Source organism: Actinoalloteichus hymeniacidonis (assembly GCF_014203365.1).
In the GTDB taxonomy this organism is placed as follows: Bacteria; Actinomycetota; Actinomycetes; order Mycobacteriales; family Pseudonocardiaceae; genus Actinoalloteichus_A; species Actinoalloteichus_A hymeniacidonis.
Genome location: NZ_JACHIS010000001.1, coordinates 3,292,945 through 3,314,384, shown reverse-complemented (window position 1 = coordinate 3,314,384; position 21,440 = coordinate 3,292,945). Strand labels below are relative to the sequence as shown.

General features: G+C 68.3%; 21 protein-coding genes. 13 read left to right on the top strand and 8 right to left on the bottom strand.

Annotation, left to right across the window (positions count from 1 at the left end; all coding sequences use genetic code 11):
* Positions 1 to 6: 6 nt before the first annotated feature.
* Positions 7 to 1,071: a zinc-dependent alcohol dehydrogenase gene (locus tag BKA25_RS13500; protein WP_069849377.1), complete on the top strand. Its 1,065-nt coding sequence runs from the start codon at positions 7 to 9 to the stop codon at positions 1,069 to 1,071.
* Between the two features lie 583 nt (positions 1,072 to 1,654).
* On the opposite strand, the gene BKA25_RS13495 is transcribed toward BKA25_RS13500, so the two are convergent.
* Genes BKA25_RS13495 through BKA25_RS13485 form a run of 3 tightly spaced genes read right to left on the bottom strand, consistent with a single transcriptional unit; the run spans position 1,655 to position 4,415 of the window.
* Complete coding sequence (locus BKA25_RS13495) at positions 1,655 to 2,716, bottom strand: maleylacetate reductase (RefSeq protein WP_069849379.1); 1,062 nt, start codon at positions 2,714 to 2,716, stop codon at positions 1,655 to 1,657.
* Positions 2,717 to 2,728: 12 nt separating this feature from the next.
* Positions 2,729 to 3,358 (bottom strand): alpha/beta hydrolase, encoded by a 630-nt coding sequence (locus BKA25_RS13490; protein ID WP_069849381.1) that lies wholly within the window; start codon positions 3,356 to 3,358, stop codon positions 2,729 to 2,731.
* A 52-nt stretch (positions 3,359 to 3,410) separates the two neighbouring features.
* Entirely contained in the window at positions 3,411 to 4,415 is a 1,005-nt protein-coding gene (locus tag BKA25_RS13485; RefSeq protein ID WP_069849383.1) for a ring-cleaving dioxygenase, read from the bottom strand.
* Positions 4,416 to 4,589: 174 nt separating this feature from the next.
* On the opposite strand from BKA25_RS13485, the gene BKA25_RS13480 reads away from it, so the two are divergent.
* A complete protein-coding gene (locus BKA25_RS13480) occupies positions 4,590 to 5,081 on the top strand; it encodes a MarR family winged helix-turn-helix transcriptional regulator (RefSeq protein ID WP_069849385.1) in 492 nt (163 codons plus the stop codon).
* Between the two features lie 265 nt (positions 5,082 to 5,346).
* Positions 5,347 to 6,609 (top strand): glycoside hydrolase family 10-like protein, encoded by a 1,263-nt coding sequence (locus BKA25_RS13475; protein WP_069853671.1) that lies wholly within the window; start codon positions 5,347 to 5,349, stop codon positions 6,607 to 6,609.
* A gap of 52 nt (positions 6,610 to 6,661) precedes the next feature.
* Here BKA25_RS13475 and BKA25_RS13470 read toward each other — a convergent pair whose 3' ends face one another.
* On the bottom strand, positions 6,662 to 7,177 hold the full coding sequence (locus BKA25_RS13470; protein ID WP_069853672.1) for an isochorismatase family protein: 516 nt from the start codon (positions 7,175 to 7,177) through the stop codon (positions 6,662 to 6,664).
* A 352-nt stretch (positions 7,178 to 7,529) separates the two neighbouring features.
* Between BKA25_RS13470 and BKA25_RS13465 the strand changes: the two genes are divergently transcribed.
* The 6 genes from BKA25_RS13465 (at position 7,530) to BKA25_RS13440 (ending at position 13,940) form a co-directional block, all read left to right on the top strand.
* A complete protein-coding gene (locus BKA25_RS13465) occupies positions 7,530 to 8,324 on the top strand; it encodes a class I SAM-dependent methyltransferase (RefSeq protein WP_236750828.1) in 795 nt (264 codons plus the stop codon).
* Between the two features lie 149 nt (positions 8,325 to 8,473).
* Entirely contained in the window at positions 8,474 to 9,535 is a 1,062-nt protein-coding gene (locus BKA25_RS13460; protein WP_069849386.1) for a pyridoxal-phosphate dependent enzyme, read from the top strand.
* A 28-nt stretch (positions 9,536 to 9,563) separates the two neighbouring features.
* Complete coding sequence (locus BKA25_RS13455) at positions 9,564 to 10,373, top strand: Rossmann-like domain-containing protein (protein WP_069849388.1); 810 nt, start codon at positions 9,564 to 9,566, stop codon at positions 10,371 to 10,373.
* A 361-nt stretch (positions 10,374 to 10,734) separates the two neighbouring features.
* On the top strand, positions 10,735 to 12,222 hold the full coding sequence (locus BKA25_RS13450; protein ID WP_069853674.1) for an AlkA N-terminal domain-containing protein: 1,488 nt from the start codon (positions 10,735 to 10,737) through the stop codon (positions 12,220 to 12,222).
* Between the two features lie 25 nt (positions 12,223 to 12,247).
* Positions 12,248 to 12,790 (top strand): methylated-DNA--[protein]-cysteine S-methyltransferase, encoded by a 543-nt coding sequence (locus BKA25_RS13445; RefSeq protein ID WP_236750830.1) that lies wholly within the window; start codon positions 12,248 to 12,250, stop codon positions 12,788 to 12,790.
* 121 nt (positions 12,791 to 12,911) lie between these two features.
* Positions 12,912 to 13,940, top strand: coding sequence for a serine hydrolase (locus tag BKA25_RS13440; protein ID WP_157421066.1), 1,029 nt, complete (start codon positions 12,912 to 12,914; stop codon positions 13,938 to 13,940).
* Between the two features lie 21 nt (positions 13,941 to 13,961).
* Here BKA25_RS13440 and BKA25_RS27855 read toward each other — a convergent pair whose 3' ends face one another.
* On the bottom strand, positions 13,962 to 14,726 hold the full coding sequence (locus BKA25_RS27855) for a GNAT family N-acetyltransferase (protein ID WP_236750832.1): 765 nt from the start codon (positions 14,724 to 14,726) through the stop codon (positions 13,962 to 13,964).
* Positions 14,727 to 14,880: 154 nt separating this feature from the next.
* Between BKA25_RS27855 and bla the strand changes: the two genes are divergently transcribed.
* Positions 14,881 to 15,828, top strand: coding sequence for a class A beta-lactamase (gene bla / locus BKA25_RS13430; protein WP_311734475.1), 948 nt, complete (start codon positions 14,881 to 14,883; stop codon positions 15,826 to 15,828).
* 38 nt (positions 15,829 to 15,866) lie between these two features.
* On the opposite strand, the gene BKA25_RS13425 is transcribed toward bla, so the two are convergent.
* Positions 15,867 to 16,553, bottom strand: coding sequence for a helix-turn-helix domain-containing protein (locus tag BKA25_RS13425; RefSeq protein ID WP_069849390.1), 687 nt, complete (start codon positions 16,551 to 16,553; stop codon positions 15,867 to 15,869).
* Positions 16,554 to 16,613: 60 nt separating this feature from the next.
* Positions 16,614 to 17,429, bottom strand: coding sequence for a helix-turn-helix transcriptional regulator (locus BKA25_RS13420; RefSeq protein ID WP_069849391.1), 816 nt, complete (start codon positions 17,427 to 17,429; stop codon positions 16,614 to 16,616).
* A 110-nt stretch (positions 17,430 to 17,539) separates the two neighbouring features.
* Here BKA25_RS13420 and BKA25_RS13415 point away from each other — a divergent pair, with 110 nt between their 5' ends.
* The 3 genes from BKA25_RS13415 (at position 17,540) to BKA25_RS13405 (ending at position 20,456) form a co-directional block, all read left to right on the top strand.
* Positions 17,540 to 17,989, top strand: coding sequence for a PPOX class F420-dependent oxidoreductase (locus tag BKA25_RS13415; RefSeq protein ID WP_069849393.1), 450 nt, complete (start codon positions 17,540 to 17,542; stop codon positions 17,987 to 17,989).
* A 30-nt stretch (positions 17,990 to 18,019) separates the two neighbouring features.
* Positions 18,020 to 19,057: an aldo/keto reductase gene (locus tag BKA25_RS13410; RefSeq protein ID WP_069849395.1), complete on the top strand. Its 1,038-nt coding sequence runs from the start codon at positions 18,020 to 18,022 to the stop codon at positions 19,055 to 19,057.
* Between the two features lie 610 nt (positions 19,058 to 19,667).
* A complete protein-coding gene (locus BKA25_RS13405; RefSeq protein ID WP_069849396.1) occupies positions 19,668 to 20,456 on the top strand; it encodes a DUF4132 domain-containing protein in 789 nt (262 codons plus the stop codon).
* Between the two features lie 88 nt (positions 20,457 to 20,544).
* Here the strand turns inward: BKA25_RS13405 and BKA25_RS13400 are convergent, their stop codons facing one another.
* Positions 20,545 to 21,297, bottom strand: a complete 753-nt coding sequence (locus tag BKA25_RS13400; RefSeq protein WP_069849398.1) for a class I SAM-dependent methyltransferase — start codon at positions 21,295 to 21,297, stop codon at positions 20,545 to 20,547.
* Between the last annotated feature and the right edge of the window lie 143 nt (positions 21,298 to 21,440).

Sequence of the window (21,440 nt, the reverse complement as noted above, 5' to 3'; positions counted from 1 at the left end):
GCTGGTATGAGTGCCAGGACCAGTTCGGAGTCCGCGCGTTACGCCGTCGTCACCGCACCGGGTGCCGTGGAGATCCGGGAGACCGCCGAGCGGCTCGAACCTGCCGCCGACGGCGTCGTCGTCTCCATCACCTACTGCGGGGTCTGCGGCACCGACACCCACGCCTACGCCTCGGGTGGACTCGTGCCGCCCTCGGTGTTCGGCCACGAGTGGACGGGCGCCATCCGCGCGGTGGGTGCCGAGGTCACGGATTTCGCCGTGGGCGACCGGGTGGTGGCCTGCGTCGGCCCGGCCTGCGGCCACTGCGCACAATGCAGACTCGGCAATCCCGACCACTGTGACACGGCCTTCGCCGAGGCCAACGGCGTCACCGACGACGCACCGCAATGGGGTGGATTCGCCACCGAACTGGCGGTCTCCGCGCGGCGGGTGATGCGCGTCCTCGATGGGCTCAGTCAGGAGCAGGCCGCCCTGGTCGAACCGACCGCCGTGACCTTTCACGCCGTCAAACGCGCCAGGCAACCCTTCGGTGCGATCGTGGTCGTGCAGGGGGCCGGACCGATCGGACTGCTCACCGCGCAGCACGCCCGCCATGCGGGTGCCGGGATGGTGCTGGTGGTGGAGCCGTCCGCCGATCGGCGGGCGACGGCTCGGGCCTTGGGCTTCGCCGAGGTACACAGCCCGGGGTCCGACTTCGTCGCACGAGTCGGCCAGGTCTCCGGCGGTCTCGGCGCCGACATCGTGTACGAGTGCAGCGGGGTGGCAGGGCTACTGCAGTCCTCCGGCGAACTCGTGCGCCGGGGCGGCCGGTTGGCCCTGTTGGGATTCCCGATGGTGTCTTCCGAGGTGAGCTACGCCGATTGGCAGATGCGCGAGCTGACGGTGGTGGGCTCGCTGGCCTACAACCACGAGGACTTCCTCGGTGCGATGCGGGCCATCGCCGACGGCTCGGTGCGCACCCAGGAACTGCACACCGGAACGGTCGGCCTGGATGACCTGGAACGGATCCTGGCGGAGTTGGAATCCGGGCAGAGCAGGCACGCGAAGGTCCTGGTCGATCCCCGGCGGTGACCCGGGAAGCAGGCGGCCGGTCGGTTGCCGGGTGGGCGTCGATGGGGGCGGTGATGATCGGTGGGGGAGCCGATCACCACCGCCCCCGGGTCGACCCGACCGTCGACATGCCGTCGCGCCCTCGTGCCGCACCGGCGGTGGTCATCCGCCGTTCGCGATCGTCGCCTTACTCGGGTGGGCGCCGGGGAGGCCATCCGATCGCAGGCAACGGGGGCCGACAGGGGTACTCAGGCCGTCGAGGCCGATCTCGCACCCAGCCCGGCGTCGACCGAGCCCTGGGTGGACCCGTCGAGCTGTGCCGGCGTGGGTGGTTCAAGGCGTTTCGACGTCGCCTGCTCGTCCACCTCGACCTCCATTTCATACTTTGCGTAGCCAACTGACTACGCTGGGGAGCATTGGGGGTGTCGGCGTGGTCGGCAACTCGAGACATTCCGTTCCACCCGTGTGAGCCACCGACCGGGTGGCTTCCGGCTGCGGATGACGGACGGTCATCCCCCGGCTGCCGAATGCATGATTGTGCCTATCTCTTCAGTGTCGATTAAAAATAATGCCTGACCGGCGTGAAGACACCGCCCGCAGCCGATCACGGAGTCCGAGGATCGCCGCCTTCCCAGGCAATCCGCAGCAGCGCCTCCAACGGGGCCTGCTCGACCGGCCTCGGGTTGGCATAGGGAGCGGCGACGGCGCGACGCGCGACCTCCGGAAGATCCGCTTCCCGCAGACCAAGCGCGCGAAGGCTGACCGGTCCGCCCAGATCGCGGATGGTGTGTGCCAACCCGACCGCGGCATCGCCGACTCCCAGCGCGTCGGCGATTCGGGCCGTCGTCCGACCGATGGCGGGGGAGTTGTACGCCAATACGTGCGGCAGCACCACGGTGTGCGTCGGGGCGTGCGCCAGTCCGAACGAACCACCCAGTACGTGACACAGCTTGTGGTGCAAACCCATTCCCGCCGAGGCCAGGGTCATCCCCGCCAGCCACGCTGCCTCCAGCAGGGCGGCCCGGCACTCGGTGTCCCGGGGATCGACGCGGATCCCGGACAGCCCAGGGCCGATCATGCGGATCGCGGCGAGAGCGACCGCGTCGACCAGCCCGTTGGCCTGCGGTGAATACAGTGCCTCCACGGCGTGTGCCATCGCATTCACCGCGCTGGTGACCGAGGCGGCAACCGGCAGACCCAGCGTGAGATTCACGTCGTACAGCACCGTCTCGGGCAACAGCATCGGCGAGGAGCGGGTGGTCTTGCGGCCCTGGCTGGTCTCACCCAGCACCGAGGTGACCTCGGAGCCGGAGTAGGTGGTCGGGATGACCACCTGCGGCAGGTCGGTTCGCGCTGCCAACGCCTTGGACAGCCCGGTCGCCGACCCGCCGCCGATGCTCACCACACAGTCGGCCCGGTGCCTGCGCAATTCCGTCAACGCCTGCTCGGTGACCTCGACGGGAGCGTGCATCGCCGCGCCGGCGAACTCGCCGACCGCCAGCGGATCCAAGCCTCGGCGCACCCGGTCCACGGAGCGTCGGGAGGGGCCGCTGACCACCAGCGGCCTATTGCCGCCGAGCCGCCGGACCTCGTCGCCGACGCGGTCGACGACATCGGCGCCGAACACGACCCGGCCGGGCGAGGATTCATGGACGAAGGTCCGCACGGTGTTCTCCGATCAGTCGTCGTTCGGCTTGGTCAACCACTCCCGAGCCGCCGCCATCCCGGCCGCGGTGATCGGATGTCCACCGGGATGACGGTGTACCGACACCTCGGCCCCGTTCGCCCGCAGCGTCTCGATCAGCCGATCGGCCTCGGCTGCGGGCGCCAACGGGTCCACCGAGCCGTTGGAGGCCAGGATTCGGGTGTCCGCGAGTGCGATCACGGGATCGGCGGCCAGCGGCATCATCGCCGAGAACAGCACCGCTTCCCGCAGCGAGTCCGGTCGCAGGAGGGCGGTGGCGGCGGCGATGTTGGCGCCGTTGGAGAAACCGATCGCCACAACCCTGCGGTCGGCCAAGTCGTGGCGATCCCGAGCGTGATCGAGGAAATCGGCGAGATGCCGCGCCCTGACCTCGACGTCGGCGAAATCGAAGACGCCCTCGGCCAGCCTGCGGAACCAGCGGGCGGCGCCCCGTTCTCGGACCGGCCCGCTCGGCGCCAGCAGCGAAGCCCTCGGATCCAGAGCCCTGGCCGGCTCCACGAGATCCTCGGGCCCGCCGCCGGTGCCGTGCAGGAGCAGGAATACGGGAGCGTCGGGGGAGCCGGGGTGGAAGCGATGGTGGAGTGGGGAACCGGAGTCGGTCACTGCGCTCCTTCGCGCTGTCGGGGAACGCCGCTGATCGCGGGGCGGGCGTCGGTCATGCCGGTGCCTCGGTCGCGGCCGTGGCGTCGGCTTCGGCGAGTCGTTCCGGGTTGTTCTCGGCGGGAAGGTTCAGCCGGGGCAGGGTCGCCGCGATCTGTTCGCGGTCTGGCTCCAACCAGGGCGGCAGCCGCAGGGCCCTGCCGAGTTCCAACAGCGGTTCGTCGGCGGTGAAACCGGGCTCGTCGGTCGCGATCTCCAACAGGGTGCCGCCCGGTTCCCGGAAGTAGATCGAGCGGAAGTACTGCCGATCGAGGATGGAGGTGACCGAGAAACCGCGTTCCATCAGTTCGGCACGCCACCGGATCTGGGTCGCCTCGTCGTCGACCCGCCAGGCGATGTGGTGCACGGTGCCCGCCGCCACGAGCCCTTCGGGGGCGGTGGGGGTGACGAGCACATCGACCAGGGCGCCCGGCCCGCCGTCCCCGGCGGCGAAGCGCAGCCGATCTCCGTGGCGGTGAACGAAGCGCAGACCGAGATCGTCGACGAGGTGCTCCGAGGTCGCCGATTCGTCGGCCACCGAGAGAGTGACGGAGTGCAGGCCTCGGACGGCTCGTTCGACGGGAATCAGCCCGTCGTCCCAGGGCGTCCTCGGGTCGCCCTGCGGGTGCGCGACGAGGGTCAGGATCAGGCCGTCCGGATCGCGGAAGGTGAGGACCTCCTCGCCATCGCGTTCCTGGATCGGGTCGGCGTCGATGCCCAGGTTGCCGAGGTGGTCGCTCCACCAGCCCAGCGACCCCTCCGGAACGGAGAACGCCGTGGCCGTCGCCTGCCCGGTGCCGAGTCGGCCCTTCGGGGCTCCCTGCCACGGAAAGAAGGTCATCAGCGAACCAGGCCGGCCCGCCTCGTCGCCGTAGTAGAGGTGGTAGCTGCTGGTGTTGTCGAAGTTCACCGTGGTCTTCACCAGCCGCAGACCCAGCGCGCGGGAGTAGAAGTCGACGTTGCGTTGCGGGTCTGAGCCGATCGCGGTGACGTGGTGTAGGCCGCTGGGCTGTATCGCCATGGTGCTGGACTCCTCGTCGTCGATTGCCGAACTGCGGGGGTGCCGCTGCGAGCGCTGGGCGATGATGATCTACCGAAGATGCTATCGAGATAACATCTTCCATGGAAGATATATCTGCGAAAGAATTCAGCGCGCTAGGCTGTGTCCGTGCGCACAGGGAACGGAGGGCATCCGGTGAGTACGACCGCGGCATCGGCGGATGGGGGGCCGGGGGACGACGAACTGGTCACCTGGTGGGGACTGGTCATCGAGGGTTATCACGCCACCCAGGGCAGGCTGATGGGGGAGATCGCCGACAGCTTCGGGTTGGCCCCGGCGTCCTTCGACATCCTCGTCCGACTCATTCGCTCGCCGAGGAACCGGCTGCCGATGACCCGGCTCGCACGGGAGGCGGCCTTGACCAGTGGCGGTTTCACCAAGGTCGCCGACCGGCTCGTCGCAGCCGACCTGATCCGACGCGAGCCGTGCACGACCGACCGACGGATCACCTACGCCGTACTGACCGACCACGGCCGCGATGTGGCCACTCGGGCGCGTGCGGCGTGCGCCGAGATCCTGCGGCGCCGCGTGATCGAACCGCTGGGGCCCGAGTCCTCGGCAAGCCTCGCCCAGGCGATGCGGACCCTGCGGTCGGCCAACGGCGAGCACGACGACGGCCCGGCCTGAGACTCGCGGAGTCGCCGCCCCGACCGCGCCCGATCGCGGGCGGCGCAACGGGTTTTCGTCGCGCCTGCCGTGTGTGCGGCATGCCAACGAGGGCGCGCGCCGTCACCGGCTTCTCTTTACGGTGGACGCCGCTGGGCCGAACGGGGGATCCTTGGCGGGATCGTGGTGAGAATCTTGCCTGATTCGATCGAATGAGGAGAATTTCCCACTGTCAGTGGTGCTCGCCGGCGGGGGAGGCCAACCGGACGTGACCTCGGGAGGCCCGGTGCCCCTGTCCAGAAACCGAATCGGTGGCCGCTCCGCGGTGGCCTTGGCGGCGGCCGTCGGGCTGCTCTGCTCGACGCTGTCGCTCACCTCGGCCGCTGCGGGCACGCCGCGAGTCGAGAACGACACAGGCGCCGAGGACGCCGCGCCGCGCCAGAGCACGCAGCTGAGAGGCACCTGGGTGTCCAGCGTGTCCAACATCGACTGGCCCAGTCGTAGCGGGCTCAGTGCCGAGACCCAGCAACAGGAATACGTCGCCCTGCTCGACGAGGCCGTCGACCTGCGGCTCAATGCGGTCTTCGTGCAGATCCGGCCCACAGCCGATGCGTTCTGGCCCTCACCGCACGAGCCGTGGTCGCAGTGGTTGACCGGTACGCAGGGCGCCGACCCCGGCTACGACCCGCTGGCCTTCCTCGTCGAGGAGGCGCATGCGCGAGGCCTGGAGTTCCATGCCTGGTTCAACCCGTACCGGGTCAGCACACAGAGCGATCCGAGCAAGCTCGCCCCGGACCACCCGGCGCGAGTCAACCCGGACTGGATCTTTCGATACGGCAGTCAGCTCTACTACAACCCGGGCATCCCGGAGGTCAGGAAGTTCGTCCAGACGGCGATGATGGACGCGGTCGAGAACTACGACATCGACGGCGCGCACTGGGACGACTACTTCTATCCCTACCCGATCAGCGGGGAGTCGATCCCGGACCAGGACACCTACGCCGAGTTCGGCGATGACTTCGATTCCATCGAGGACTGGCGACGTAACAACATCGACCTGCTCGTCCAGGAGATGGGGGAGCGGATCGAGGCGGTCAAGCCCGATGTCGCCTTCGGTGTCAGCCCCTTCGGTATCTGGCGCAACGACTCCAGTGACCCCGCCGGTTCGGACACCAACGGCCTGGAGTCCTACAGCGCGATCTTCGCAGACACCCGACGCTGGGTCACGCAGGGCTGGGTCGACTACATCAGTCCCCAGGTCTACTGGGAGATCGGCCACGCCGCTGCGGACTACGCCGTCCTGGTTCCCTGGTGGGCCGATGTGGTGGCCGGTACCGATGTCCGGCTCTACATCGGACAGGCCGCCTACAAGGTCGGCAGCAATGCGGCCTGGGACACGGCCGAGCTCAGCGAGCATCTGACCCTGAACGAGGCACATCCCGAGGTCGGCGGCGACGTGTTCTTCAGCCATTCCTCGCTGACCTCCAACGCCGCCGAGGCGATGGCGCGGGTGGTGGCCGACCACTACACCGAACCGGCCGGGGGATAGGCGTTCGTTGCAATCGGTCGAGATCATCCTCGCCTGCGGCCCCACCGCAGCCTCAAGCGAAGGCGACCTCGGCGGGGTCGACGAGCTCGACACCGGCCGCGCGCAGCTCCTGCTCCACCTCGTGGGAGATCGTGCGGGCCGGTAGCTCTTCGACCGTGTCGTCGTAGGTGGCGTGCGCTCCCCGCACCAACTGGACCCGGTGCCCGCGATGCGTTGCGGCGAGCGAGGTCGCCCGGATGCAGAACTCGCTCTGCATGCCTGCGACGACCACCGTGGTCGGCTCGGCGAGGATCTCGGCCAGCCGGGTTCCCTCGAAGGCGTCCGGTTCGTGTTTGTCGACGATCTCCTCGTCCGGCCTCGGCGGATGGACCAGTTCCCAGCCCGGGGTGCCGGGGACATCGGGGTCGTCGTCCGTGCCGTTGTTGCGAATGTGGACCACTGCGGCGCCCTGCGCGCGGGCTCCTGCGAGTAGCCGCTCGATGGTCGGAGCGACGGCAGCCGCATCCGGGACCGGTTTCGGTGGTTCGAGCATGTTCTGTTGAACGTCGATGAGCAGCAGCACGGCCATACCGTTCACGGTATCCGGCCCCACCCACTCTCGGCGGGGCGGCCACACCGACACGAGTCTGAAACTTTGAAAATCCCCATCACTTCAGTTTCCATCAAAATTAATACCCGTCGACCCCAGAGCAAAACCCATATCGAGGCGCCTTCGGCGCCCAATTCATGCCAAAGATCCGAAATCTGCGCAGGTAGTGCCGTTGCGGCCGACCGCTCTATTGAGAATTGTTCTCGTTAGTGCCATGATCGGGTCATGCATCGATCGGTACTCGAATGAATTCGGAGCGTGGTTACGGGACGGCACGATCCACTCAGGACCGTGTGCATCGTCGTCGCACCCTTCCGAGGGGAGATGGCCGGTGACCCGCCGCGCGGACGGATCCGCCTCGGACGAGCAGTCCCGCGCAACGGCCGCCCACACCGCCGATCCCGCAGGCGCCCCGGAGTGGTTCCACGCCCTTCCCGCAACGCTGTCGCGCGCCGAGATCCTCGCGGTCAACCAGGCGAAGAGCGAGGTGCACACCTGGCGGCGACACGAATACAACGGATGGACCTTCGACGTACCACCAGGCGTGTTCCTGCCGGGCGGCACCAGCAGGCTGATGCACGACCGACTTCTGGACGGGACCATCGAGCTGGCCGGCCGCTCCTATGCGGCGATGGGTGCGGGGCTCGGCGTCGAAGCGGTGATCGCGGGCGCACGGGGAGCGCGGGAGGTCGCCGTTCTGGACGTCCACCCAGACAGCGTTCGGACGGCCGCCGAGCACTACGTCCGGCTCACCCCTGTCGACGCGCCGACCCGGTTCGACGCTCGCACCTCGGATCTCTTCGATGCGATCGAGCCGGGAACGCGGTTCGACGTCGTCACCTTCAACCCGCCGGCGGTGAGCCTGCGTACCAGCGACGAGCCCGATGTGGTCCGCAACGTGTGCGTGGGCCGGGCGATCGTGGATCGGTTCCTCGACCAACTCGTCGAGCGGGATCTGCTGACCGCCGACGGGTCGGCCGTGTTGATCCTGTCCAACACCGCCGACCTTCGTGGCGCGATCGGCTATGCGATACGTCTTGGCCTGCGGGTGGAGGTCATGCACGTGCAGACCTGGGATGACGCGGTGCTGACCTACTTCTTCCGACTGCGCCGCCCGTTGCCCTGAGCCGGGCCGGGCGGAGCTTGCTCGACTCACCGGGAGTGCCTGTTGCCGCCGCGCGTGTGCGGTCGGTGGGTGGCGCCCGCGCCGCTGCGGATCGAACAGTCATTCCGGTGTCTGACCGCGATAAGGTTCTGATTGGTTCGGGGGCACGGATGTATGACCATGTCACGGATGCCGTCAAACGGCCCGCGATGATTTCGGTGGACTCGGATCTGGTGTGTGTTCGATTCGAGACGATGAAGATCTATTCGGCTTTGGGTGCGGTGCGTGCGCTGCTGGATTCCGGTCAGGTCCGTCCGGGCGACACACTGGTCGACTCGTCGAGTGGAATCTATGCCTATGCGTTGGCGCTGGCGTGTCACCGCCACGGGATGCAGTGCCACATCGTCGGATCCACGACGGTGGACCGGGTGCTGCGGGTGCAGTTGGAGATCCTCGGCGCGACCGTGGAATTGGTGCAGCCCTCGTCGAGTCTCCGGCTGGATCAGAACCTGCGGGTACACCGGATCGCCGAGTTATTGCGGGAGAATCCGTCCTATCACTGGATGCGGCAGTACCACGATTCGGTGCACTACTCGGGATATGCCGAGGTCGCGCGGCAGATCGCCGCAGAGGTTCCCGCAGGCCCGTTGAGCATCGTCGGTGCGGTGGGTACGGGAGCCTCGACCGGGGCGATAGCCTCCGGGCTTCGGGCTGCGGGCCGGGATGTGTTGTTGGTGGGAGTGCAGCCGTTCGGCAGTGTCACCTTCGGCAGCGAGCACATCGACGACGCCGAGATTCTGATCGCTGGAATCGGCAGTTCGATCGAATTCGAGAACGTGCGACACGAGTTGTACGATCGCATTCATTGGCTGTCGTTCGATTATGCGATGTCCGGCGCCGTCGGATTGTTGCGCTCCAGTGCGGTATTCGCCGGTTTGTCGACCGGGGCCGCCTATTTGGCGGCCCGTTGGGAGCATCGACTCGATGGTGCGCGCAGGCCCGTCTTCATCGCGCCGGACACCGGTCATCGGTATGTCGATTCGGCTTTCAGCAGATACGCCGAGGCTTATGACGTGGACAAGTTGGAGCCGGTGGAGATCGAATCGTTGGGGGAGTTGGCGCGGCCCTGGTCGGCGATGAACTGGGCGGGGCGGCCCGCGCCGATGCCTGCTGCGGCGGGTTCGTCGGCGGGGCCCGTGCCGACCGGGCGGTGCGGCGGTGCGGGTCGTTGAGCGGGTCGTGGAATGAGAGGCGGAGACGATGACGGGGCGTGTGACGACACTGGGCGAGTTGACCGATTCGGTGTTGGCAGGCGAGATGGGGCCGCCGCCATCGGCGTTGACGGCCACCAGCGGTTTCTGGCTGCGTCATGCGACGAGATTGGCCGGTTCGCCGACGACGTACCTCAACCACTATGTGGTGTTGCGCTGCGGTGCTGCCTTCGGTGCGAGTTCCTTCGAGCCTGGTGAGGTCGATTCCGACTTCTGCGAGGGTGTTGCTGGTCGGACGCTGGACACTTTGATCAGCGATGGGCGTCCCGCTGTTCGCACGGCGGCTTTGGATGCGTATCTGGGCGCGGTGCGGCCGCATCGGTCGTCGGAGGCGGCGGTGTCGACGACGTTGCCGTCGGGGAGTCCGGAGTCGCGGGCTGCGGCGCGAGACGCGGCGGTCGCGGGTTTGCTCGAGATCAAGCCGGGGTCTCGGGTGGCCTTGATCGGAGTGGTGAACCCGCTGGTCGCGGCGATCCGGGAGCGCGGTGGGGTTCCGCTGCCGTGTGATTTCAACCTGGCCGCGACGGCATGGGGTGATCCGGTGGTGGCCTCGATGGCGACCGTGTTGGCCGAGGCTGACGCGGTGGTGGCGACGGGGATGACGTTGGGTAACGGCACTTTCGATGCGCTGTTGTCGACGTGTCGAGAGCGCGGTGTGCCGTTGGTCGTCTATGCGCAGACGGGCAGTGCGGTGGCGCGGGAGTTCCTTGGGGCGGGGGTGACGGCGCTGTCGGCGGAGCCGTTTCCGTTCTCGCAGTTCAGTGCCGAGCCGACGGAGTTGTATCTGTATCGGGCCTGACATGGCCGGAAGTGGTTCCGTCGGCGGCTGGGCCGTGCCGAGCCGGTCGGGGTGGGCTCGGCACGACGAGGGCCGATGCGGCGGGTCGCCTCTCGGCGCGAGTCCGAACGCGGCTCCGGCCGGACCGGTATTCCGCGACGGCGGTGTAGTGAGCCCGGGGGACACCGCCGCATCGACTTCCGGTTCAACGAGGCGGGCCGGGGGGATATTCCGGCCCGGTCGGTGCTGCGGGGGTCCGTGCTTGGTATGACGGCGCGCCCGTGTCTCGGCTTGGCGTCGCCGGACCTTGAGTGGGGTCGGGTGCACATGCCATGTCGTTTTCCTGCCGGCTGTGGTGGTGCGGTCCGGGCATGCTTACGGCGTGCATGAGGACGTCGAGCGGTGTGTACGAGCGGTGCGGTCCAAGGACGCGCGGTTCGACGGGTGGTTCTTCACCGCGGTGACCAGTACGGGTATCTACTGCAGGCCGAGTTGTCCGGTGCCGCCGCCGAAGGCGGAGCACATGCGGTTCTGGCCGACGGCGGCGGCGGCCCAGCAGGCGGGGTTTCGGGCGTGTAAGCGTTGCCGACCCGATGCGGTGCCGGGTTCGCCCGCCTGGAATGTGCGTGCCGATGTGGTGGGGCGGGCGATGCGGCTGATCGCCGACGGGGTGGTCGATCGGGACGGTGTGCCTGGGTTGGCGGCTCGTCTCGGGTACAGCGTGCGGCAGGTCGAGCGGTCGTTGTTGGCCGAGGTCGGGGCGGGCCCGTTGGCTTTGGCGCGTGCTCAGCGGGCGCAGGCGGCTCGGGTGTTGATCGAGACGAGTGCGTTGCCGATGGGTGAGGTGGCGGCGTCGGCGGGGTTCGGCAGTATCCGGTCGTTCAACGACACGGTTCAGGAGGTGTTTGCCACGTCGCCGTCGGAGTTGCGTCGGCGGGCTGCCGGTGGTGTGTCGTTGGGTGTGCCGGGGGCGTTGACGGTGCGGTTGCCGTTTCGGGCGCCGTTGTGGCCGGACAACCTGTTCGGGCATCTGGTGGCGACCGCGGTGCCGGGTGTGGAGGAGTGGCGCGACGGTGCGTATCGGCGAACGTTGCGGTTGCCGCATGGTCCGGGGGTGGTGGCGTTGCGTCCGGGGCCCGGCCATGTGGTGGCCCGGTTGATGTTGACCGATCTGCGGGATCTGTCGATGGCGATCAGTCGGTGTCGGTGGTTGTTGGATCTGGATGCCGATCCGGTTGCGGTGGACGAGCAGTTGTCGGCTGATCCGGTGTTGGCGCCCTTGGTGGCTGCCGCGCCTGGGCGGCGGGTGCCTCGGGCGGTGGATGGCGCGGAGTTCGCGGTGCGGGCGGTGCTCGGGCAGCAGGTGTCGACGGCGGCGGCGCGGACGCATGCCGGTCGGTTGGTGCGTTCTTGTGGGACTCCGGTGACGGATTCGGAGGGTGGGCTGGGTTGGTTGTTCCCGGAGCCTGCGGCGTTGTGCGAGGTGGATCCGGAGACCTTGGCGTTTCCGCGGGCTCGGCGGCGGGCGTTGGCGGCTCTGGTGTCGGTGTTGGCGTCGGGGGAGTTGGCCTTGGATGTCGGCGCGGATTGGGATCGGGCGCGTGCGGGTCTGTCGGCGTTGCCGGGGTTGGGGCCGTGGACGGTGGAGTCGATCGCCATGCGTGCGCTGGGGGATCCCGATGCGTTCGTGGCGACGGATCTGGGGGTGCGGGCGGCGGCGCGCGAGTTGGGTCTGCCGGTCAGTCCGGCGGGGTTGGTCGAGCGGTCGGCGGTGTGGCGTCCGTGGCGGGCGTATGCGGTTCAACACCTGTGGGGGGTGGGTGAGCATCCGATCAATGTCTTGCCGGGTGCGGAGTCGACCACCGTGTGAGGTGGCGGTGGTGAGGAAAGTGTCGATGGAACGAATGGTGAGAGAGCAGACGATGGTGCAGGCCGGGGTTGTGCAGCGGGTGCATACGGTGATGGAGAGCCCGTTGGGGCCGATGACGTTGGTGGCGGCGGGCGGTGCGTTGTGCGGCGTGTACATGGCCGAGCATCGGCATCGGCCTGCGTGGGAGACGTTCGGTGCGGAGAACGCCGAGGTGTTCACGAATTGCATCGCGCAGTTGACGGAGTACTTCGAGGGGCGGCGTACCGAGTTCGATCTGCCGACGGCGCCGCAGGGCACGCCGTTTCAGCATGAGGTGTGGTCGGTGTTGCGGGAGATCCCGTATGGCGAGACGGTGTCGTATGGGTGGGTCGCCGAGCAGTTGGGTCGGCCGACGGCGTCGCGTGCGGTGGGGGCGGCGAACGGGCGGAACCCGATCTCGATCATCGTGCCGTGTCATCGGGTGGTCGGTGCGAACGGTTCGTTGACGGGGTATGGCGGTGGCATGAAGCGTAAGGAATCGTTGTTGGAATTGGAGCGGTCCAGGGTCGCCGCAGTGGGCGAATTGTAGGTATTGACTTTCGGGTGCTGTTTGTCGTTCTTCGGGGGATTAGTCGGTTCAATGGCGCCGAAGTACGTGAAATTCGCTCGTGATTGGATTCGCTCATCATTTCTTCGAGGAGAGGAACGATGTGGCAGCGAATCTGAATCGTCGGGCTGCGTTGAGCTGGGGCCTGGGTACGGTCGCGGCGGCGAGCACGGTGTGGGGAACCTCGTTGACCGCGACCGCTCAGGAAGCAGGCGTCGCCCGTCAGACCAGGGGCGTGGTCTCGGCTGCGTCGGCGTCCAATGCGGTGGCCGAGGTGTACCAGACGGAGTCGGTTCGGGCGGGCGGGGTGTGGAACTCGCTGGTCACGGTCGTCGACGCGGCGGGAACGGCCGTGCCCGCCGTGGAGGAGGCCGCCGATGAGGTGGTCGAGGCGTACAGCGTGAACAAGATCGCGGTGGCTGTCGCCGTGCTGGACAAGGTCGACCGGGGCCTGATCAGCCTCGACCAGCAGCTGGAGGTGTCGGCGGACATCGTCGTCGACGATGTGGACGGGATCTTCCACCTCGATGGCGCCTATCCGAGTCTGGTGACCGTGGGCCATGCCCTGGCCGTGTTGTTGACCGTGTCGGACAACACCTCGGTCCGGTTATGCGGTCTGGTGTGCCCGGCAGCGGAATTGAACGAGATCCTGGTCGCCAAGGGTTTCCCGCAGACCCAGGTGGTTCCCGTCGAGAATCCGAATCGCTTCTTCCTCGGCACGACGACACCACGTGAGACCCACGACCTGGTGAATGCCTTGGTGGCGGGGAGTGTTCTGTCGCCGGAGTCCACCGAGTTCCTGTTGAACACGCTGCGGGCTCCGGTGGCGTTCACCGACGGGATCCGGCGGGAGATGTCCTCCGCCGAGCGGTTGCGGGTGGCGACGAAGGCGGGTTGGTTCGCCGACGGGCGCAATGAAGCGGGCGTGATCTTCGATGTCGACGGCGCACCCGTGTTGACCTACTCGTTGTTCGCTCGGGGTTCCGAGGGCGCGGACGATTTCGGCGCCACCCACCCGGTGGTGCAGGCTCGTTCGGTGATGGGGCGGGTGTTCCTCGACTCGGTCACGCCGCTGAGTAGCCCGAAGCCCAAACTGGACATTCCCCGGTATCAGCCCCGCAACGGGGGCTGATCCTCCACGAGTGACTCTCGGTCAGCCGGTGTGGATGGTCGCCGACGTCTCTGTCGGTCTGACCGGGAGTTCCGTGGTCCGGCCCAGGTAGGTGCCCCTCGGTTCGCCGGGGACGACGAGCTCTCGGAACCCCAGTCGATCGTAGAACGCCCGGGCCGCCCGGTTCTCCGGCATCATGCCCAGGTGCACGCGCGCAACACCGCGAGCCCGCAGCGCGGTGAACAGGGTTGCGATCAGCGCACGGCCGTGCCCGGCCCGCTGTGCCTGCGGTAGTAGGTCGATGTGGAGATGGGCGGGATAGTCGGCCAGCGCGGCGTGCACCATCCGCTCCGGATGGTGCAACAGTGCCCGAATCTCCTCGTCCGGGGTGCTGGGCCGGGGTGGCGGAGGCGGGTGCCGATGGGTGACCAGCGGAAGCCATTCGCGGGCGAAGGCCGAGGCGAAGCGTGTGGTGTCGGCGGTGCCGATGACATAGCCGACGGCGCGCTGGCCGTCGTCCAGGACGAAGGCCAGGTCGGGTTCGAGGTGCAGGTAGGGCCCGGCGAAGGCGTTCGAGATGAGTTCGGGGTCCTCGTAGAGGCCGGTGGCGTCGCCGCCCTTGTCGGCGGTGCGTAGGCAGACGTCGTAGACGGCATCGCGGTCGCTCGTCCGGTAGGGACGGATGAGCGGTGTTGGGGTGCGGATGGGGGCCTCCTGACGCCGGTGGTCTTCGTCGCCGAAGTCGATGTTGCTTCGACTGTACGAGCGCCGGAGATCCGGGTCACCTCCTGTGGGGCGTCGGTGCACGACGCCCGGTGGCGACGAGGGCGGCTTGGCTGGCCGTGGTGTGCGAGCCGGCCGGGGTTCGCGGACGGGTACGCCGGGTCGCGGTTGTCGGTTTCCTCCGGTGGCGGCGACGTAGTGTCGAGGAGTCGGTATTCGCTTCAGGAGGGTGTTCGTGGTGTTGGGACGGGAAGTTGCTCGCCGGGTGTTGTTGATCGGCGGGTTGTCGGCGGTGGGTGCGACCGTGCTGGGGTGTTCGGCGACCTCGGAGTCCGTGTCGTCGCCGTCGGGACGGTCTTCTTCGCCGGTGCCGTCCTCGGTGGACACGGCTGCGGTCGAGGCGGAGCTCGCCGCGTTGGAGGCGGAGTTCGGGGGCAGGCTCGGGGTGTACGCGGTGGACACCGGTTCGGGGAACTCGATCGGCCATCGCGCGCAGGAGCGGTTCCTGTTGTGCTCGACTGCGAAGGTGTTGGCGGTGGCCGCGGTGCTGCGGTTGCGGGTCACGGAGCCGGAGCTGATGGAGCGTGTCGTGCAGTACGACCAGTCGCAGGTGCTGGAGTATGCGCCGGTGACCGCGCAGCATGTCGCGGATGGCATGACGGTGTCGGCCTTGTGCGATGCGGCGATCACGGTCAGCGACAACACGGCGATGAATCTGTTGATGGAGCTGGTGGGCGGCCCCGACGGGGTCACGGACTTCTGCCGGTCACTCGGCGATGAGCACACCCGGGTGGATCGGATGGAGCCGGAGCTGAACGTGGGTGCGCCAGGGGACGAACGGGACACCTCGACGCCGGAGCAGATGGCCGTCGATCTTCGGGAGCTCGCGCTGGGTGCGGGGTTGGACGAGACCGGGCGAGAACTGCTGGTCGGGTGGCTGCGGGCCAATACCACCGGCGACGAGCAGATCCGGGCGGGGCTGCCCGCCGATTGGCAGGTCGGCGACAAGACCGGGTCGGGCTCGCTGGGTGAGATCAACGACATCGCCGTGGTGTGGCCGCCGGAGGCCGATCCGTGGGTGATCGCCGTGTACACCGCGCCGGATGATCCGGAGTCCACGACGGGCCGGGCGACGGTGGCGGCGGCGACGGCGATCGTGGCCGGGGCGCTCGGGGCGACCGACTGACCTCCAGCGGCGCCTGCGCGCCCGACGTGGTGGGTGGGTCAGTCTCGTCGTAGGAGGGTGGCCGGTGTCCGACCGGTGAGTTCCCGGCAGTCGCGATTGAGGTGGGCCTGGTCGGCGTAGCCCGCTTCGGCGGCGATCTCGGCCAGGGATGTGGTCGTGGCGTGCCTTGCCCGATCGATCGCCCGGTGCAGTCGGCTGATCCTGCGGTAGGTGGCGGGGCCGTAGCCGACGGCTGCGGTGAAGCGGCGGCGCAGTTGCCGCTCGCTCAACGCGATCTCGGCGATCACCGAGGACACCGGTGTTGCGCCTGCGTCGATGCGTGCCAGCACCTCGCGCAGTTCGGGGTCGGGTCGGGCGATGGGTCGGTGGGCGATGATCGCGGATAGTGCGTCGGGGTCGTCCTGCAATCGGCGGGTCAGGGCCGCGCCGTGGGTTCCCCAGAGTTCCGCGAGGTCCACGCGGCGATCTCGCAGCGCATCGGCGGGAACACCGAGGGCGCGGGTGGCCTGGCCGGGTTGGAAGCGCAGGCCGGTGATCATCGTGTTCGGTGGCAGGGCGGACTGCCAGGATCGGGTGTCGGGGCCCGCGATGAAGACTCGGTCGTCGGTCACGATGAGGTCGAGGCACCCGTCGGGGATGATCAGTCGCGCCGTGGGTTCTTGTGCTTGCCATAGGCAGCGGACCAGGCCGCGTAGTCGTGGTGGCGGTCGTTGTTCCCGGTACACGGGCGGCCTTGATCCTCTCCGGGTGAAGACGGTGCCGTTCGGTGGTTGTCTGGTGGGCAGCTAGGGCTGGGTGAGCTGGTCCAGTGCGGCGGTGTTCTCGTCGGCGGGGAGGTAGACCAGGAGGCGTTGTTCGTCGGAGTCGGGGATCTCCAGGGTTTCGTAGGGCAGGGTCAGGGTGCCTGCGGTGGGGTGGGCCCACTGGTGTGTTCCGGTGCGGGCGGGGAGCGCGGCCGGTGATCGGAAGCGGTCGCTGAAGCTCGTCCCCGCGGCGATGGAGAGTTCCTCGGCCAGGCGTGCCGAGGGCACGTCGCCGAGTGAGGCGGCGGCCCAGAGGTCTGCGGCGCGTTCGTCGGCGATGCGGTCCCATTCGGGGAACACCTCGGGTGCGCGGGGGTCGGTGAAGACGAAGCGGGCGAGGTTGGGTGTCTCGTCGTCCAGGAGTCCGGTCGGTTCGGTGAGGCGCCGGTATGCGGTGTTGTGGGCGAGTAGGTCACCGGGCGGGTTCATGATCACGGCCGGACTCGGGTCCATCCGGGCCAGTAGGGCCAGGACGGTGGTTCGGGGTCGGCTGGGTGGGGCGCCGCCGTGGCAGACGTTGCCGGTGACGGTCTTGGTGAGGCGGTACAGGTGGATGCGTTCGTCGGAGGTGAGGTGCAGGGCGTCGGCGAGGGCGGCCAGGATCTCGGTGGAGGGGCGACGGTCGCGGCCCTGTTCGAGTCGGGTGAGGTATTCGACGCTGATTCCTGCGATCGTGGCGAGTTCGCCGCGTCGGAGGCCGGGGGTGCGGCGTCGTGTTCCGTCGGGTAGGCCCACGGCGGCCGGGGTGACTGCTTCTCGTCGTGCCCGGAGGAAGGCACCCATCTCGTTTTCGCCCACCGGTCGATCCTAGGCAGTGTCGTAGGGCGGGTTTCGTCGATCGTGTCCCTGGTGGGGCTGGTCTCGGCGCGGTCTGGTTACGGGGTGGCCGATCGAGAAGGGTCGGTGTCATGAGCGTATTCACCAGCAACGAGATCGCGTATCTCAGAAGTCAGCCGTTGGGGCGGTTCGCCACGGTTGGTGGGGATGGGCGTCCCTCGGTGCGACCGGTCGGGGTGCTGTTCGACGCCGAGGACGACGTTCTGGTGATCGGTGGGGTGGCGGGCAGCGGGATGGCGGGCAGTAAGAAGTTCCGTGATGTGGTGGGCAATCCCGATGTGTCGTTCCTCGTCGATGATCTCGCGTCGGTGGATCCGTGGGCGCCGAGGGGAATCGAGGTTCGTGGGCGGGCGGAGCCGAGGTGGGGGGACGGGCCTGCGAAGGGGTTGGCGTTGGCGGCGCCGTTCCCGTTCGACGAGGCGTGGATGGTGATCCGTCCGAGGCGGGTGTTGTCCTGGGGACTGGACGGCGACTCCTTCGATCTCGCGGCCCGCACGGTGACTCCGGCGGGTCGGGGCTGATCGGCGGCGCGGGGTAGGAGGGGAACGTCTGTGCGTCATCGTTTGTTGGGCCGCAGTGGGCTGCGGGTGTCCGAGTTGTTCTTCGGTGCGATGTCCTTCTACGAGAACGAGGGGGATGCGATCGGCGAGTATCGGGCGATGCTGGACGCCTATGCGGAGGCTGGCGGCAATGTGATCGACACCGCCTCCGCCTATGGCCAGAGCGAGCAGATACTGGGGGAGTTGTTGGCGGGTCGTCGAGATCGTTTCGTGTTGTCGAGCAAATACACGATCTCGCGTGATCAGACCGATCCGAATGCCGCGGGCAATCACCGCAAGAACCTGGTGTCGTCCTTGGAACAGAGCCTTCGGCGACTGCGTACCGACTATCTCGATCTGTACTGGGTGCATCTGTGGGATCGGCATACGCCGATCGAGGAGACGATGCGCGCTTTGGATGATGCCGTGCGGGCGGGCAAGATCCTCTACGTCGGGATCTCGGACGCGCCCGCGTGGTTGATCAGTCGGGCGAACACCCTTGCGCAGTGGCGGGATTGGACGGCGTTCGCGGCGGTGCAGCTGCCGTACAACCTGCTGCGGCGGGATGCCGAGCGAGAGCTGTTGCCGATGGCCGAGGCCCTTGGTCTGAGCGTGGCCGCGTGGGGGCCGTTGGCGGGTGGGGTGCTGTCCGGGAAGTTCAGTGGTGGCCGTCGTTCTGTCGGCGACGCCGCTGTCGCGACTCGGGTCGATGCCGAGTCGTTGACCGAGGTCGATCACACCGTGGCCCGGGAGGTGCTGGCGGTGGCCGAGGAGTTGGGCGTCGGTGCGGCGCAGGTCGCGCTCGCGTGGACGCGGTCGCGGTTCGCCGGGGTGCATCCGATCGTGGGTGCTCGTAACGTCGAGCAGCTCACCGAGAATCTCGGGGCGGCGGGACTGGTTCTGTCTGCCGAGGCGGTGCGTCGGCTGTCGGCGGCCGCGAGGTTCGAGGTGGGTTTCCCCGGCGAGTTCCTCGCCCAGTGCGAGGCCAATCCCTGGGTGTTCGGTCAGACCACTCCGACGGCGCGGGCAGCGGAGGACACCAGGGGTTGAGCTGCTCGCAGAGCACTACGGGTCGTTGTCGTCATCGAGCGGTTCGCTGATCGTCGTCCCCGACGGGTGATCCGGGATCACCCGTCGGGTGTACGTGAGCCGCTGAAGTGATCACCGCCCGCTCGATCACTTCAGCGTCAATGAAAGTTGATAAAAAAATCTTCGCCGAGCCCGCCATAGCCACGACCACCACCGTCGCGAGTCGACTCCGCGCCACAGGCCGCGCACGCGCCCACCACACGCCAACCGAAACCCCTGGTCGTTCGTGGTGGGCGCGCGCACGTAGTCGTGCTCGAACAGACCTACCGGGCTTCCCCGCCGGCGTCGCCCCCGCGCCTCGACGGCGTGCTGCGGCCGGTCGATGCGGCCGCGAAACCTCGCCCGCCGCACCCGGCGACCACCGTACGATGACAGCCGATTCCGGTGCGTGATCAGATGGGCGCCGGCGGTCTTGTCGGCGCACTGCCATACAGTCCGCGTCGACTTGATCAACGATCTTCAGATGGGGGCGACAGACATGACGAGGGACGAACAGCGGACTGCGATCACGGGGGTCGCCCGACGGCGGAACCGGCGTCGAACAACACGACGAGCCGACCGAGGACATCTGGTGTTGGTCGCCTCCGACGGTGCGGCACTGCCCGCCGTCGTACCGCCCGCCGCGCCGAGTGACCCGAAGGCCCGGTTCCGGCGGGAATGCCGGGAGACCGTGCGGCGGTGGATGGTGCGTTCCCTGCCGATTCCGGTGACGACGCTGGTCCGACTGTTCGAGGACGAGACCTGGCGGGACGCGTTGTCCGCGCTCGTCGTGGTCCCCGTGGACGAACGAGGTGCGCTGATCACCCGGTCTGCCGGATTGCTGCGCGACATCGATGCCGACGGCGCGGTCCTCGTGGTGGACGCCGCCGGGACCGTGCAGACCCTCACCCCCGAACGGTTGGCGATCGCGCACCCCGTGTTGCTGTCCGATCTGGAGAGTTTCCAGGAGTTGGCCGTGGTCCTGGAGATCGAGCAACCCGTCTCGCAGCTGTTCCGGCAGACCGAGGCCCGACCGATCGTGATGTCGGCGACGGCGACCTCGCTGACCGACTACGCCGATGGGCACTTCGTCGAGTTGGGCGATGCCCTGGAGCGCTGCCACACCGAGGGACTGACGGTCCGCGATGGATACGTCGTGTGTCCGATCTTCGAGCGCGGCAGGCTGATCGAGGCCAAGTACTGGATCGGCGCGGGCTCGCCCGACCTGCCCGCCTGCACCGGCGAACTGTTCTGGGAGTTGCCCGAGGGCACCCGACTGCGGTGCAGCGAGGTCGGCCCGGTCGCCTGGTCGGAGGGAGCGCGCATGGCCGCCGTCGTGTTCGCGGGCCGCTTCGGAGCCGAAGCGGGTTCGGTGGCCTGACCCGGCACCGACCGACCGTGTCGCCCACCCACCGGGCAGGCGGCACGACAAGGTGGCCCGGCGGGGCAGGACGAACCGTGGGGGCGGGTCACACGGGCTTGTGCGCCTCGATCAGGAACCGCTGTGCATGGGCGACGAAGGAACCTTCGGTGCGGATGCGCTGGTGGAGTTCGGCGAGCGGGGCCCGGTGGGTCTCGATGGAGAAATCCGGCACCGTCCAGACCACCTTGCGCAGGAAGTAGACCACCGCGCCGATGTCGAAGAACTCGGCGCGAAGGGCCGCCGTTCGCAGGTCGGTGACAGTGAGCCCGGCTGCTCGCGCCGCCTCCGCGTTGCCCTCCGCACGCGACGTGGTGCTCGGTGGGCGGGGCCCGGCGACGGCCTCGGCCAGTTCGAGCATGCTGTCCGAGCCGATGCCCTGCGAAAGCAGGGTGCCGCCCGGCCGTAGCACTCGCGCTGCCTCCCCCCAGGGCAGTGCCACGGGATGGCGGCTGATCACCAGGTCGAAGGTCTCATCCTCGAAGGGCAGCTGCTGCGGATCGCCGTCGACGACCTCGACGCCCAACGGGTGGAGTGTGCGACGGGCGACGGCGAGATTGGGTGGCCAGTACTCGGTGGCGACGGTACGTGCAGGCAGCCCGGGAATGCCCGCGAGTACCTCACCGCCGCCGGTCTCCACATCCAGGAGTGCGGTGGCCCCGACGGCGCGCTCGGCGACCAACCGGGTGTATCCCCAGGGTGCGCGTTGCTCGGTGGCCCGGCCGGTGAGCCAGGCGAAGCCCCAGCCCGTGACATCGGCTGTCGCCGCCTCCGAGATCAGTTCGTCGAAGCTGCGCGTCATGCTCCGAGCGTGCCCGATCACGCCTCTGAGAGGCCACGGATTTTCTCGTCCGGTCATCGTGATGTCCGCGTTCCTCCTGTCTGAGAGCCCGAGGCTGTGACACCTGCGGTGTGCGGTGAGGTTCGGCCCGCCAAGGGCCGGTA

What these genes read in the sequence shown, in the direction of transcription:
- BKA25_RS13445 (WP_236750830.1), top strand. Translation starts at nt 12,248, where the DNA reads ATGGAACGAATGGTGAGAGAGCAGACGATGGTGCAGGCCGGGGTTGTG.
- BKA25_RS13415 (WP_069849393.1), top strand. Translation starts at nt 17,540, where the DNA reads ATGAGCGTATTCACCAGCAACGAGATCGCGTATCTCAGAAGTCAGCCG.
- BKA25_RS13485 (WP_069849383.1), bottom strand. Translation starts at nt 4,415, where the DNA reads ATGGCGATACAGCCCAGCGGCCTACACCACGTCACCGCGATCGGCTCA.
- BKA25_RS13400 (WP_069849398.1), bottom strand. Translation starts at nt 21,297, where the DNA reads ATGACGCGCAGCTTCGACGAACTGATCTCGGAGGCGGCGACAGCCGAT.
- BKA25_RS13500 (WP_069849377.1), top strand. Translation starts at nt 7, where the DNA reads ATGAGTGCCAGGACCAGTTCGGAGTCCGCGCGTTACGCCGTCGTCACC.
- BKA25_RS13455 (WP_069849388.1), top strand. Translation starts at nt 9,564, where the DNA reads ATGACGGGGCGTGTGACGACACTGGGCGAGTTGACCGATTCGGTGTTG.
- BKA25_RS13460 (WP_069849386.1), top strand. Translation starts at nt 8,474, where the DNA reads ATGTATGACCATGTCACGGATGCCGTCAAACGGCCCGCGATGATTTCG.
- BKA25_RS13470 (WP_069853672.1), bottom strand. Translation starts at nt 7,177, where the DNA reads ATGGCCGTGCTGCTGCTCATCGACGTTCAACAGAACATGCTCGAACCA.